Here is a 12,670-nt window from a genome sequence, read left to right on the forward strand (position 1 = left end):
GCCCGCGGGCGGCGTCTCCCTCACCCCCCGGCGGCCTTCCGCTGCGCGGGTTCCCACGGCACCTCGACGACTTCGACCTCGCCGGGGATGTTCTTCAGCTCGTAGGAGCCCTTCGGCGCCGTCGCGGGCGCTCGTCGCCCGGCGTGCGCGACGACGTCGGCGCACGCGAGGATCTGCCCTCCGTCGGCGAGGTTCATCACCCGGGCGGCCTTGTTCAGGCCGCTTCCGATGAAGGGACACCCGCCCCTGTCCAGCACGACCTCGCCGAACCCTATGCCGATGCGGATGAGCATCGCCCTGTCACCCGAGTTGGTCTCGTTGTACGCGTCGAGGGTCTGCTGCATGTCCACGGCCGCATGCAGGGCTGCGACGGGGTCGTCGAATGCCGCGACGAGGCCGTCGCCGCCGGTCGACTTGCCGTGTCCTCCGTGCGCGGAGATCACCGGCAGCAGCAGATCGCGGTGGCGCTGGATGCGCTTGGCCGACATCACGCTCCCGTCCTCCTCGGTCATCGCCGAGAACGCCTTCATGTCCGTGATCAGGACCGCACCCTCCATGGTGTGCTTGGCGGCGAGCTCCTCCTCGGCGCTGGCGATGACGCGCAGCAGTTCGTCGACGTCGGCGTCCTCGGCCTGGATGCCCGTCAGCGGCGGCGCCTCGGGCTCGGGCACCGGCAGCGGCGGGAAGAGCCCCTCGAGGGCCGCGCCCGCGAAGGCGGCGACGGCGGCGGAGGTCAGCGCCGCGGGGACCAGGACGCCGGCGGCGAGCGGCGAGCCGAGAGCGCGCAGGGCCATGCTTCCGAGGGCAACCACGACGACGCCTCCCGCGGCGGCGGACGCCGCAAGCGCGACCCTGGCGGCTCCGGCCTTCCCTGGGAGGCGTCGGGCCGCCGTGCCGGCCACGCCCGCTCCCGCCGCCCACACGAGCGGCTGCAGCAGCAGCACCGGCAGCGGGGAGGCCGACTTGAACGCGGCGACCGCCCCGGCCGGGTCGGCGGAGCGCAGCGACGACGGCAGCCACGAGAACGTCACGGCTCCCTCGGGCGCCTCGGCCAGTGTGAGCACCGCCGTGCCGCCGCCTGTGGCGGTGGCACCCATCGCGGGCACGCCGAGCACGATCCCCGTGGCCTCGAGCACCGCGCAGGCCACGAGGGTGGCGACCAGGCCGTCCGACGCCCCGAGGACGTATCCGGCCATGGCGACGACCGCCCACTCGAGCTTCAGCAGCGACGCGATGAAGGCGAGCACGACGACGACGAACGGCCGCGCGCCGTCCCCGCCGAGGTATCGGACCGCGGCGAGCCCGACGACGAGGAACGCCACGCCTACGATCACGTCCTCCGCGATCAGCGGGAGCGACAGCGCGACGACGAAGGCGGCGACCCCGATCCGGGGGGAGAGCAGGCCGAGGGCGGCCACACCCGCCGCCACGGCCAGCCGGAGCGGCGCGGGGAAGAACGGCGCCCGCGAGAGCGCCGCGGCCGCGCCGGCCAGGAAGGCCGCCGCGCGCATCCATCGGAACGCACCGGAGTAGCGCCTTCTTCCCCGATCCATCTTTCCTCCTAGAGGTACCCGAGGGAGACGGCCGCCGCCACGGCGGCCACGAACGCGTAGGCAGCGGCGCACAGCAGCAGCCCCGACACCGCGATCGTCACCTGGCGGAGACGGTCGCGGGGCTGCAGGCGCAGCGCGGCGAGGGTCCGGGGCAGGAACGGCAGCGCGAGCAGCGCCGGTCCGGCGAGCAGGGCGGCTCCGAGCGAGGTCCCGCGTTCGACCATCCCGAGCAGCCGCGCGGCGTCCAGCGGCAGGAGCGGCTCGTCGCGCGCTTCAGCCGTCTCGGACGCCTCGAACACCAGGATCGACCCGAAGAAGACGACGGTCGCCATGGCGGTCACGGCCGCGAGGCGCGCGACGTCGAGCTGATACCCGAAGGTCGCCGGCTTCACGGAGACCTCCGTGCCCAGCATGAGGACGGGCGGGACGAGAGAGGCCAGGTGCAGCGCCTGGTCGAGACCGAAGACGAACAGGCCGCGCGCCGCGCGCCCGCGACGCGCGTGGATCGTGACCACCTCGATCAGGAGATGGGCCGCCGCCACGTACGCCACCACGCGCCACAGACTCGCCAGGTCGCTCACCAGGACGGCGGCCGTGCAAGCAGCCACGACCGCCACGTGCCCGAGTAGCCCCGCGAGCCGGTTGCGCTTCGCCATCACCAGGCGTCCGGGCTGGAGCACGAAGTCCCCGAGCACGTGCCCGAGGAACATGTTGAGATACAGGACCATGCCGCCTCCCGTACCGGTCGCAGCCGATTGTGACACTGACGGCCCCTCGCGTCTTGCTATAGAATCGACGCACGAGGGCCGGAGGATGAGAGGCGAGGAGGCGCGCCGCATGGGCTACGAGGAGTTCCTCGCCCAAGTGCCGCTCTTCGCGAACTGCTCGCCCGAGGAGATCGCCGCGATCGCGGCGATCTCCCGGCAGGACTCGTTCGAGCCGGACGAGGTCATAGTGACGCAGGGCACACCGGGACAGGCCTTCTACCTCATCCTCTCCGGTCGCGTGGAGATCCTGCGCGACGAGTCCTCGTTGGGCACGTTCGGTCCGGGGGACTTCTTCGGCGAGATGTCCCTTCTCGACCAGGCGCCTCGCTCGGCCACCATCCGCGCCTTCGAGCCGACGACGTGCCTCATGCTGGCGGCGCAGGACCTGCGGATGCTGCTCGAGAGCGTCCCTTCGATCGCGCTGAGACTGCTGGAGGTGCTCTGCCGCCGGTTGCGCGTGACGGGTGAGCGGCTGGGACAATGACATAGGAGGCCCGGAGGGGTGGCGGGCCACGACGCACGGGGGGTGCGTTGAGCGTACGCGAGGGGAGCGGGCTCCTTCACGCGGTCGCGGAACGGATCGTGGTGCGTTACCTGGAGGAACGCTACGGGGGCCAGGTGGCGGTGCTCGACGGGTCGCGAGAAGGGTGGCTGACCGCGGTCGACCTCAGCTACACCGGCGGGGACGGCGCCTCGCCGGATATCGGCGTCAAGGTCCAGGCGGACGCGTACTGCGGTACGGATCTCGAGAAGGCGGCCGACCGCTCGCTGGTCTTCTACCGGCCGGCGTCGAGTTCGTACGCGTTCGAGACCGTCTCGGACAACCGCACCGGGGTGCCCGGCTGGATGTTCCGCTCCACGGCCGAGGAGCTGTTCTACTACAGACTGGCCATCGCTCAGCCCGAGGACGAGGTCTCCACCCTGATGTCCGAGCCCGACGCGGTGTTCTTCTCGGAGCTGGCCGTCGAGAGGGACGAGCTGGACGTCCTGCCGATGGCCGCGACACGCGAGTGGCTCCGTGCGAACCAGGACCGCTACGCCTCGCGCCCGGTCGCCGTCGGTGACCACGCGTCGTGGGTGCGGCTGGTGCCGCGCCGCGACGTCTCCTCGGCGGTGTCGGGCATACGGTTCGAGGGACCGGTCTTCGGGTCCCTCGGCCCGACGAGACGGGGCGACCCCCGCGGCGCGTAGCAGCCGCGCCGCACAGCCTCGCCGGCGGTCGGCGACAGGGCCGCCGCATGGAAACGCCCGGACGCGTTGTCGTCGTTGACACCCCGGGGGCCATGCAGTAATATTCACGTGCTCTAAGGGCGGTACGGCAACTTGAAAAGTAGAGATAGCAGGCCTTTTTTTCTTGTCTGCGGGGGTGTGCCCGAGTGGCTAAAGGGGACGGGCTGTAAACCCGTTGGCTATGCCTACCCAGGTTCGAATCCTGGCGCCCCCACCATCGATACGTGAACGCGGTGCCGAACCGCGGCGCATGCCCACATAGCTCAGTCGGCAGAGCACTTCCTTGGTAAGGAAGAGGTCACCGGTTCAAGTCCGGTTGTGGGCTCCATGCAGACGAAACGACCGGCGTCCAGCCGCCCGGTCGGGGACGGCGGTGTAGCTCAGCGGTTAGAGCACACGGTTCATACCCGTGGAGTCACTGGTTCGAATCCAGTCACCGCTACCAACGTCATCAAGCGCTTCTGCGCGCAGCGATCGCCGAGGAGAGTCGAAGCGCCTCGAGCGTGCGGGGCGGCTGATAACGGACAGTCGAGATGTGTGACGGGCAGCCGGTCGGCCACCGAGGTCGATTCCGTCGAAGGTCCCCCGAAGGAGGAGACTATGGCGAAGAAGAAGTTCGAGCGCACCAAGCCGCACGTCAACGTCGGCACGATCGGCCACGTCGACCACGGTAAGACCACGCTGACCGCCGCCATCACCAAGACGCTGGCCGAGAAGGGCTGGGCCGACTTCACGCCGTTCGACCAGATCGACAAGGCGCCCGAGGAGCGCGAGCGCGGCATCACCATCGCGATCGCCCACGTCGAGTACGAGACCGAGAACCGCCACTTCGCGCATGTCGACTGCCCGGGCCACGCCGACTACGTGAAGAACATGATCACCGGCGCCGCGCAGATGGACGGCGCGATCCTCGTCGTCTCCGCCGCCGACGGGCCGATGCCGCAGACGCGCGAGCACATCCTGCTCGCCCGGCAGGTCGGCGTCCCGTACATCATCGTGTACCTGAACAAGGTCGATATGGTGGACGACCCCGAGCTGCTCGAGCTCGTCGAGATGGAGGTCCGCGAGCTTCTCTCCGAGTACGAGTTCCCCGGCGACGACACGCCGGTCATCAAGGGCTCGGCCCTGAAGGCGCTCGAAGGTGACGAGGAGTCCAAGAAGACCATCTGGGAGCTGATGGAGGCCGTCGACAACTACATCCCGGAGCCCCAGCGCGACATCGACAAGCCGTTCCTGATGGCGATCGAGGACGTCTTCACCATCACCGGCCGGGGCACCGTCGCCACCGGGCGCGTGGAACGCGGGGTCGTGAAGGTCAGCGACGAGGTCGAGATCGTCGGGATCCACGAGGAGACCAAGAAGACGGTCGTCACCGGCGTCGAGATGTTCCGCAAGCTGCTGGACCAGGCGCAGGCCGGCGACAACATCGGCGTGTTGCTGCGCGGCATCGCCCGCACGGAGATCGAGCGCGGCCAGGTCCTGTGCAAGCCCGGCTCCATCACGCCGCACACGGAGTTCATGAGCCAGGTCTACGTGCTGACCAAGGAGGAGGGCGGACGCCACACGCCGTTCTTCGACGGATATCGCCCGCAGTTCTACTTCCGCACCACCGACGTGACCGGCATCGCCCACCTGCCCGAGGGCACCGAGATGGTCATGCCGGGCGACAACGTCGAGATCCGCGGCGAGCTCATCGCGCCGATCGCCATGGAGGAGGGTCTTCGCTTCGCCATCCGCGAAGGCGGACGGACCGTCGGGTCCGGGCGCGTCACGAAGATCCTCAAGTAGTCGCTTCAGGATCGACTCTCGAGGGGCCCGGCTCTCGCAGCCGGGCCCCGTCGTTCGAGGCGGGTGCGCGATACGCCCGGCGGCGTTGACAGTGCGAGAGGGCGGGTGTTACAGTACCCTACCGCGTCCGGGGGAGCATCGCCCCTGCTCGGCGCGGGTCTTTGGAGGACGAATGAGGACGTTGGTCACCCTGGCATGCACCCAGTGCAAGCGCCGGAACTACACCACGGACAAGAACAAGCAGAGCAACCCCGAGCGCATCGAGTTCAAGAAGTACTGCAAGTGGTGCCGGTGCCATACGGTCCACAAGGAGACGCGGTAAGGTTTCGAGGGGGACCGCAGGACAGGCCAGTAGCTCCAATTGGCAGAGCGCCGGTCTCCAAAACCGGATGTTGGGGGTTCGAGTCCCTCCTGGCCTGCCATCGATGCCGGATCCGCCGCACGGGCGCGGCCCGTGCGGCGGTGTATGGACGGGCCGCCCACGGGTGGGCGGCGGAGAGAAGGGCGAGGATGGCTCAGGGCGGCAAGGCGGCCAAGCCGAACATCTCCCAGCGGCTGGCGCAGTACCTTCGAGACGTGCGAGCCGAGATGCGCCGCGTCGTATGGCCGAACCGCGCCGAGGTGACGAACTCGAGCGTGGTCGTCATCACGACGCTCCTCATCTTCGTGATCATGGTCTTCGTCACGGACCAAGTCGTGCTCTTCCTGGTCAACGCCGTCGCCTCGATCGGACGGTAGCGCATGGCCAAGAAGTGGTACGTCATACACACGTACTCCGGCTACGAGAACAAGGTGGCCGCGAACCTGCGCCATCGCATCGAGTCGATGGGGATGCAGGACAAGATCTTCGACGTCTTCATCCCCAAGGAGAGCGTCACCGATCTCAAGGCCGGCGGCCGCAAGGTCACCCAGGAGAAGAAGGTCTTCCCCGGCTACATCCTCGTGCAGATGGAGCTGGGCGACGACTCCTGGTACGTGGTGCGCAACACCCCCGGCGTGACCGGTTTCGTCGGCTCCGCGGCCAAGCCCGTGCCCCTCTCGCGCGGCGAGGTGGAGCGCATCCGCAAGCGCACCGCCGTCGGCGCGAAGCCCAAGACGTTCACGGACTTCTCCGAGGGGATGGCGGTCAAGGTCACAGCCGGCCCGCTGGCGGACTTCGACGGGGTGATCTCGGAGGTCAACCCGGACCAGGGCAAAGTCCGCGTTATGGTGTCCATCTTCGGCAGGGAGACCCCGGTGGAACTCGGGTTCGACCAGGTCGCCAAGTTGTAGGAGAGAGATCCGCATGGCCAAGAAGGTCGCAGGTTACATCAAGCTACAGATCCCCGCGGGGCAGGCGAACCCGGCTCCGCCGGTCGGTCCCGCGCTCGGTCAGCACCAGGTCAACATCATGCAGTTCTGTCAGGCGTTCAACGCCGCGACCCAGAACCAGGCGGGCACGATCATCCCGGTGGAGATCACGGTCTACGAGGACCGCAGCTTCGACTTCATCACGAAGACGCCGCCGGCGGCGGTGCTGCTCAAGCAGGCCGCTGGGATCGAGAGCGGCTCGGCGGAGCCGAACCGGACCAAGGTCGCCGAGGTGACGCGCGACCAGGTGCGCGAGATCGCGGAGACCAAGATGCCGGACCTGAACGCGAACGACGTCGAGCACGCGATGCGGATCATCGAGGGCACGGCGCGCTCGATGGGGATCACGGTGGCCGACTAGCCGGCCTCCCGGCGGCAGCGCGGGTCGCGCGCCGGCCGGCACGAACCGACACGAGTGGGAGGGCGGGGTCGTCCGCCCGCAGGGACCACGGGAGGTAGCAGCGTGAAGCGAGGCAAGAAGTACGAGGCGGCGTTCGCCAGGATAGACAAGGACCGCCTGTACCCGCCCTTGGAGGCCGTCCGGCTCGCCAAGGAGGTCGCGTCGGCCTCCTTCGATGAGACCGTCGAGGCCCACTTCCGGCTCAGCATCGACACCCGCCAGGCCGACCAGCAGGTGCGCGGCAGCGTCTCGCTGCCGCACGGCACGGGCAAGTCGGTTCGCGTGGCGGTCTTCGCCGAGGGCGACAAGGCGCGCGAGGCCGAGGCGGCGGGCGCGGACCTCGTCGGGTCCGACGACCTGGTCGAGCGCATCCAGGCCGGGTTCACCGATTTCGACGCGGCCGTGGCGACCCCGGACCAGATGGGCAAGGTCGGCAAGCTGGGCAAGGTCCTCGGCCCGCGCGGGTTGATGCCGAACCCCAAGCTCGGCACAGTCACCATGGACGTCGAGCGGGTGGTCAAGGAGCTCAAGGCCGGCAAGGTCGAGTACCGCGCCGACAAGTTCGGCATCGCCCACGTCGGCATCGGCAAGAAGTCGTTCGCGCCGGAGGCGCTCGTGGAGAACTACTCCGCGGTGCTCGACGAGATCAACCGCGCGAAGCCCGCCGCGGCGAAGGGCCGGTACATCAGGTCCATCACGATCAGCACCACCATGGGCCCCGGCGTGAGGGTGGACCCGAGCAAGACCCGCAACCTCCTGGAGGAGGCGGGAGTCTGACCCCGGCTCGTGGGGCCGCACGGCGCCCCGGAGCCCCCGGACGCTTGCGCGGCGGCCGCGAACGGGGCTATGATGTGCCGCGTTTGACAACCGCACACGCGACCGCTGCCTGAGACAGCCGGTGCCCGGTGATACCGGGCGTAATGGGGCCCGCGAGGGTCCCGCCTGCCGAGGCGGACGGCTTCACGATGGAAGTGCCCCTCGAGGGGCGCGATGCGAGAACCATCAGTGGCCTCCGCCGTGGACGGCGGGGGCCACTCTCGTTCCCGCACCTCTTACAGGCGCGGCGTGGCCCGCGGCGCGGCGGCGCGACGGCGAGCAGCCGTCGGGCCGGACGCGGGTCGCGCGTGCGAACGGAGAGGAGGGAAGGGATGCCCACAGAGCAGAAGCGCGAGACGGTCGAGGAGATCAAGGAGCGGTTCTCCGGTGCGGCGGCCGTCATCATGGCCGACTACCGGGGCTTGAGCGTCAAGGAGATGCAGGAGCTCCGCCGCAAGCTGCGCGCCTCCGGCGGCGACGTGAAGATCTACAAGAACACGCTGACGGAGATCGCGCTCAGAGAGCTCGCGCTGTCCGAGGACCTCGTCCGCTATCTCGACGGGCCCACGGCGTTCGTGTTCTCGCAGGCCGACGCCGTGGCGCCATCGAAGGCGATCGTGGACTTCGCCAAGGAGCACAAGGCCCTCGAGGTGAAGGGCGGGTTGGTCGAGAACGCGGTGGTAGGCCCTGACGCCGTCCGGTCGATCGCGGCGCTGCCGTCGCGTGAGGAGTTGATCGCGAAGCTCCTCGGCACGATGCAGAACCCGGTCGCGCGGATGATGAGGGTCATGAACGGCCCCGCCGCGGCGTTCGCGAGAGCCGTCGCCGCCGTGGCCGGGCAGAAGGCGGCGGTGTAGCGCCGGCGCTGACCGGCCGATGGGCCGGAGGAGTGGCGAACGGACGCGGCGGAGCGCCGCGCACCCGGATGGATGAAGGAGACGACGGATGGCTGTCAGCAAGGACGAGATCATCGAGGCGATCAAGGAGATGCCCGCCCTGCAGCTCTCCGAGCTCGTGAAGGAGCTCGAGGACATCTTCGGCGTCTCGGCCGCCGCACCCGCCGCGGTCGCCGGCGCCGCGCCGGCCGAAGGCGCCGCAGAGGCCGCCGTGGCGGAGGAGAAGGACACGTTCGATGTCGTGCTCGCCGGTGTGGGCGCGCAGAAGATCCAGGTCATCAAGGTGGTGCGTGCGTTGACGAACCTCGGCCTGAAGGAGGCCAAGGACCTCGTCGACGGCGCGCCGAAGCCCGTTCTGGAGGGCGTCAACAAGGAGCAGGCCGACAAGGCCAAGGCCGACCTCGAGGAGGCCGGCGCCACCATCGAGCTCAAGTAGCTCGCGTCCGCTTGCGCGATCGCGGCTGGGGCCTTCGTGCCCCGGCCGCCGCGCGTACCGGGGAGATGGGATCCGGACGGCGGCCTACGCGTCCCTGCGGCCGCCGGTCCTCGGGGTTAGAGGGATGCGGGAAACAGGGTATTGACCTTGCTTGACTTGACCGCGTACCCTATCATTTTGCGACTTCTGTCTGTGCCGCTACCCCTGAAGGAGGAATCGCCTGGTGCCCCGCAGATCAGGTTCCCCCGTCGTCAAGGCAGGCCTCCGCGAACGCCGCACCTTCGCAAAGATACCCGAGATCCTCGAAGTACCCAACCTCATAGCCCTCCAAAGAGACTCGTTCAGGTGGTTCCTGGAGGACGGGCTGCGCGAGACGTTCCGCGACATCTCGCCGATCGAGGACTTCACCGGCAACCTCGTGGTGGAGTTCGGCGACCACGAGTTCGGCGACCCCAAGTACTCCGTGGAGGAGTGCAAGGACAAGGACATGTCCTTCCAGGCGCCGCTGTTCGTCGAGGTCCGCTTCGTCAACCGCGAGACCGGCGAGATCAAGGAGCAGCAGGTGTTCATGGGCGACTTCCCGCTCATGACGGACCGCGGGACGTTCATCATCAACGGTACCGAGCGCGTCGTCGTCAGCCAACTCGTGCGCTCGCCGGGGGCCTACTTCCAGCTCGTCGAGAAGAACCAGAAGAGCTACCTGGGGGCCACCGTCATCCCCACGCGGGGCGCGTGGCTCGAGTTCGAGATCACGGGCCACCGCTCGTTCACGGAGACCAAGCTCGCCGACCTCGAGAAGAAGAAGGACTACGGCGTCGCGTACGTGCGCCTGGACCGCAAGCGCAAGATGCCCGCCACGGTGCTGGTCAAGGCCCTCGGCGTGGCCGAGACGCGAGACGAGATCATGGAGCTGTTCAACGGCTCCTACGTCATGGAGCGCACGCTGGGCAAGGACTTCACCGAGGACACCTCCGAGGCGCTCATAGAGATCTACAAGCGCCTTCGGCCCGGGGAGCCGCCCACCGCTGAGAGCGCCCGTAACCTGCTGGAGGGGCTGTACTTCAACCCGCAGCGCTACGACCTGGCGCGCGTGGGCCGCTACAAGATCAATCAGAAGCTCGGGCTCGACGTGCCCATCGAGCAGACGACGCTCACCAAGGAAGACTTCATCGAGACGCTGCGCTACCTCGTCCAGTTCTGGGAGGAGGACCGCCGCCAGGCGTCGAGCGAGCCGGGCGCGGTCGTGAGCATCGAGGAGTACGACCGTGCGCTGTCGCAGCCGGGGCGCCCCTATCAGACGGACGACATCGACCACTTCGGCAACCGGCGCGTGCGCTCGGTGGGCGAACTCATCCAGAACCAGTTCCGTATCGGCCTGGCGCGCATGGAGCGGGTGGTGCGCGAGCGCATGACGACCCAGGACGTGGAGCAGATCACCCCGCAGAGCCTCATCAACATCCGCCCGATCGTGGCCTCGATCAAGGAGTTCTTCGGCTCCTCGCAGCTGTCCCAGTTCATGGATCAGACCAACCCGATCGCGGGCCTGACCCACAAGCGCCGCCTCTCGGCTCTCGGTCCGGGGGGCCTGTCGCGCGAGCGCGCCGGCTTCGAGGTGCGCGACGTGCATCCGAGCCACTACGGCCGCATGTGCCCGATCGAGACGCCGGAGGGGCCGAACATCGGCCTGATCGGATCGCTCGCCACCTTCGGGCGCATCAACGAGTTCGGCTTCATCGAGACGCCGTACCGCAAGGTGGCCAAGGGCAAGGTGACCGACGAGATCGAGTACCTGACCGCGGACCAGGAGGAACGCTACGTCATCGCGCAGGCGAACGCCCTCTTCGACGCGTCGACCGGGAAGTTCCTCTCCGACCGCGTCCTGTGCCGCATGCCCGGCGGCGGCGAGCCCGAGGAGGTCGAGCCCAAGCACGTCGAGTACATGGACGTCTCGCCGCGCCAGATGGTCTCGGTGGCCACGGCGCTGATCCCGTTCCTCGAGCACGACGACGCGAACCGCGCGCTCATGGGCTCCAACATGCAGCGCCAGGCCGTGCCGCTGCTCCGGCCGGCGGCCCCGCTGGTGGGCACGGGCATGGAGCACCGCACCGTCATCGACACCGGCGAGATCCTGCTGGCCAAGCGCCGTGGGACCGTCGAGTACGTCGATTCGCACAAGATCGTCGTCCGCGCGGCGGACAGCAGCATCGACGAGTACCACCTGCCCAAGTTCATGCGATCCAACCAGGGCACCTGCATCAACCACCGGCCCGTCGTGTCCGAGGGGAAGAAGGTGGCCGAGGGTGACGTGCTCGCCGACGGCCCATCGACCGACCAGGGCGAGCTGGGCCTCGGGCAGAACCTGCTCGTCGCGTTCATGCCGTGGGAGGGATACAACTACGAGGATGCGATCATCCTCTCCGAGCGTGTGGTCAAGGAGGACCTGCTGACCTCGATCCACATCGAGGAGTACGAGGTCGAGGCGCGCGACACCAAGCTCGGGCCCGAGGAGATCACCCGCGAGATCCCCAACGTCGGCGAGGACGTGCTCGCGAACCTCGACGAGGACGGCGTCATCCGCATCGGCGCCGAGGTCTTCCCCGGCGACGTGCTCGTCGGCAAGGTCACGCCGAAGGGCGAGACCGAGCTCACCGCCGAGGAGCGCCTCCTGCGCGCGATCTTCGGCGAGAAGGCGCGCGAGGTGCGCGACACGTCGCTCAAGGTCCCGCACGGCGAGACGGGCCGTGTGATCTCGGTGCGCACCTTCAGCCGCGACGCCGGCGACGACCTCTCACCCGGCGTGAACGAGCTCGTCCGCGTCTACGTGGCGCAGAAGCGCAAGATATCCGAGGGCGACAAGCTGGCTGGCCGCCACGGGAACAAGGGCGTCATCTCGAAGATCCTCCCGGTCGAGGACATGCCGTTCCTGGCCGACGGCACTCCCGTCGACGTCATCCTCAACCCTCTCGGCGTACCCTCCCGAATGAACATCGGGCAGCTGCTCGAGACGCACCTGGGGTGGGCGGCGTATACGGGCTGGAGCGACGACGGCAAGCAGAAGCAGCCCGTCGAAGGACCCGTCTTCGTAGCCACGCCCGTGTTCGACGGGGCGAGCGAGAGCGAGATCAGCGAGGTTCTGGCGGCCGCGGACCGCAACGTCCGCCTGAAGAGCCGCAGGCGCTACGGTGCCAAGGCCGACGAGCGGTTCATCCCGACCATCGGGCGGCAGGGCAAGACGCTGCTCTACGACGGCCGGACGGGCGAACCGTTCCGCGAGGAGGTCACGGTCGGGCAGATCTACATCCTGAAGCTGCTGCATCTCGTCGACGACAAGATCCATGCCCGCTCCACGGGCCCGTACTCGCTCATCACCCAGCAGCCACTGGGCGGCAAGGCGCAGTTCGGCGGCCAGCGCTTCGGCGAGATGGAGGTCTGGG

Annotated in this window: 13 protein-coding genes and 4 tRNA genes; 15 read left to right on the top strand and 2 right to left on the bottom strand. The window is 68.6% G+C overall.

Annotated elements, in window-relative coordinates; genetic code table 11:
* Positions 1-20 precede the first annotated feature (20 nt).
* Positions 21-1,553, bottom strand: coding sequence for an adenylate/guanylate cyclase domain-containing protein (locus IBX62_06155; GenBank protein MBE0476660.1), 1,533 nt, complete (start codon positions 1,551-1,553; stop codon positions 21-23).
* Positions 1,554-1,561: 8 nt separating this feature from the next.
* Positions 1,562-2,281, bottom strand: a complete 720-nt coding sequence (locus tag IBX62_06160; protein MBE0476661.1) for a DUF3307 domain-containing protein — start codon at positions 2,279-2,281, stop codon at positions 1,562-1,564.
* 85 nt (positions 2,282-2,366) lie between these two features.
* On the opposite strand from IBX62_06160, the gene IBX62_06165 reads away from it, so the two are divergent.
* The 15 genes from IBX62_06165 to IBX62_06235 all read left to right on the top strand — a co-directional run.
* Entirely contained in the window at positions 2,367-2,804 is a 438-nt protein-coding gene (locus IBX62_06165; GenBank protein MBE0476662.1) for a cyclic nucleotide-binding domain-containing protein, read from the top strand.
* 47 nt (positions 2,805-2,851) lie between these two features.
* Positions 2,852-3,511 (top strand): hypothetical protein, encoded by a 660-nt coding sequence (locus IBX62_06170; protein ID MBE0476663.1) that lies wholly within the window; start codon positions 2,852-2,854, stop codon positions 3,509-3,511.
* A gap of 171 nt (positions 3,512-3,682) precedes the next feature.
* Positions 3,683-3,767 (top strand) — tRNA-Tyr (locus tag IBX62_06175).
* A gap of 35 nt (positions 3,768-3,802) precedes the next feature.
* Positions 3,803-3,878 (top strand) — tRNA-Thr (locus IBX62_06180).
* A 41-nt stretch (positions 3,879-3,919) separates the two neighbouring features.
* A tRNA-Met gene (locus IBX62_06185) sits at positions 3,920-3,995 on the top strand.
* A 155-nt stretch (positions 3,996-4,150) separates the two neighbouring features.
* Entirely contained in the window at positions 4,151-5,338 is a 1,188-nt protein-coding gene (tuf, locus tag IBX62_06190; GenBank protein ID MBE0476664.1) for an elongation factor Tu, read from the top strand.
* A gap of 172 nt (positions 5,339-5,510) precedes the next feature.
* Positions 5,511-5,660 (top strand): 50S ribosomal protein L33, encoded by a 150-nt coding sequence (gene rpmG / locus IBX62_06195; GenBank protein ID MBE0476665.1) that lies wholly within the window; start codon positions 5,511-5,513, stop codon positions 5,658-5,660.
* A gap of 23 nt (positions 5,661-5,683) precedes the next feature.
* Positions 5,684-5,760, top strand: a tRNA-Trp gene (locus IBX62_06200).
* Positions 5,761-5,848: 88 nt separating this feature from the next.
* On the top strand, positions 5,849-6,076 hold the full coding sequence (gene secE, locus IBX62_06205) for a preprotein translocase subunit SecE (protein MBE0476666.1): 228 nt from the start codon (positions 5,849-5,851) through the stop codon (positions 6,074-6,076).
* A gap of 3 nt (positions 6,077-6,079) precedes the next feature.
* Positions 6,080-6,610 carry a transcription termination/antitermination factor NusG gene (nusG, locus tag IBX62_06210; GenBank protein ID MBE0476667.1) on the top strand — a complete coding sequence of 177 codons (531 nt, stop codon included), beginning with the start codon at positions 6,080-6,082 and terminating at the stop codon, positions 6,608-6,610.
* A 13-nt stretch (positions 6,611-6,623) separates the two neighbouring features.
* A complete protein-coding gene (rplK, locus tag IBX62_06215; protein MBE0476668.1) occupies positions 6,624-7,049 on the top strand; it encodes a 50S ribosomal protein L11 in 426 nt (141 codons plus the stop codon).
* Between the two features lie 54 nt (positions 7,050-7,103).
* The gene (gene rplA / locus IBX62_06220; GenBank protein ID MBE0476669.1) at positions 7,104-7,865 is read left to right on the top strand and encodes a 50S ribosomal protein L1; all 762 of its coding nucleotides are present in this window, start codon (positions 7,104-7,106) and stop codon (positions 7,863-7,865) included.
* 371 nt (positions 7,866-8,236) lie between these two features.
* The gene (rplJ, locus tag IBX62_06225) at positions 8,237-8,761 is read left to right on the top strand and encodes a 50S ribosomal protein L10 (GenBank protein MBE0476670.1); all 525 of its coding nucleotides are present in this window, start codon (positions 8,237-8,239) and stop codon (positions 8,759-8,761) included.
* An 88-nt stretch (positions 8,762-8,849) separates the two neighbouring features.
* Positions 8,850-9,236 (top strand): 50S ribosomal protein L7/L12, encoded by a 387-nt coding sequence (gene rplL, locus IBX62_06230; protein ID MBE0476671.1) that lies wholly within the window; start codon positions 8,850-8,852, stop codon positions 9,234-9,236.
* Between the two features lie 223 nt (positions 9,237-9,459).
* Positions 9,460-12,670 (top strand): DNA-directed RNA polymerase subunit beta (locus tag IBX62_06235; GenBank protein MBE0476672.1); only part of this gene is annotated, 3,211 nt, incomplete at its 3' end.

The sequence above is a fragment of the Coriobacteriia bacterium genome (genome assembly GCA_014859305.1).
Taxonomy (GTDB): Bacteria; Actinomycetota; Coriobacteriia; order Anaerosomatales; family Kmv31; genus Kmv31.

Coding starts and splice junctions, on each gene's coding strand:
- IBX62_06155 (MBE0476660.1), bottom strand. CDS start 1,553: ATGGATCGGGGAAGAAGGCGCTACTCCGGTGCGTTCCGATGGATGCGC.
- IBX62_06160 (MBE0476661.1), bottom strand. CDS start 2,281: ATGGTCCTGTATCTCAACATGTTCCTCGGGCACGTGCTCGGGGACTTC.
- IBX62_06165 (MBE0476662.1), top strand. CDS start 2,367: ATGAGAGGCGAGGAGGCGCGCCGCATGGGCTACGAGGAGTTCCTCGCC.
- tuf (MBE0476664.1), top strand. CDS start 4,151: ATGGCGAAGAAGAAGTTCGAGCGCACCAAGCCGCACGTCAACGTCGGC.
- rpmG (MBE0476665.1), top strand. CDS start 5,511: ATGAGGACGTTGGTCACCCTGGCATGCACCCAGTGCAAGCGCCGGAAC.
- secE (MBE0476666.1), top strand. CDS start 5,849: ATGGCTCAGGGCGGCAAGGCGGCCAAGCCGAACATCTCCCAGCGGCTG.
- nusG (MBE0476667.1), top strand. CDS start 6,080: ATGGCCAAGAAGTGGTACGTCATACACACGTACTCCGGCTACGAGAAC.
- rplK (MBE0476668.1), top strand. CDS start 6,624: ATGGCCAAGAAGGTCGCAGGTTACATCAAGCTACAGATCCCCGCGGGG.
- rplJ (MBE0476670.1), top strand. CDS start 8,237: ATGCCCACAGAGCAGAAGCGCGAGACGGTCGAGGAGATCAAGGAGCGG.
- rplL (MBE0476671.1), top strand. CDS start 8,850: ATGGCTGTCAGCAAGGACGAGATCATCGAGGCGATCAAGGAGATGCCC.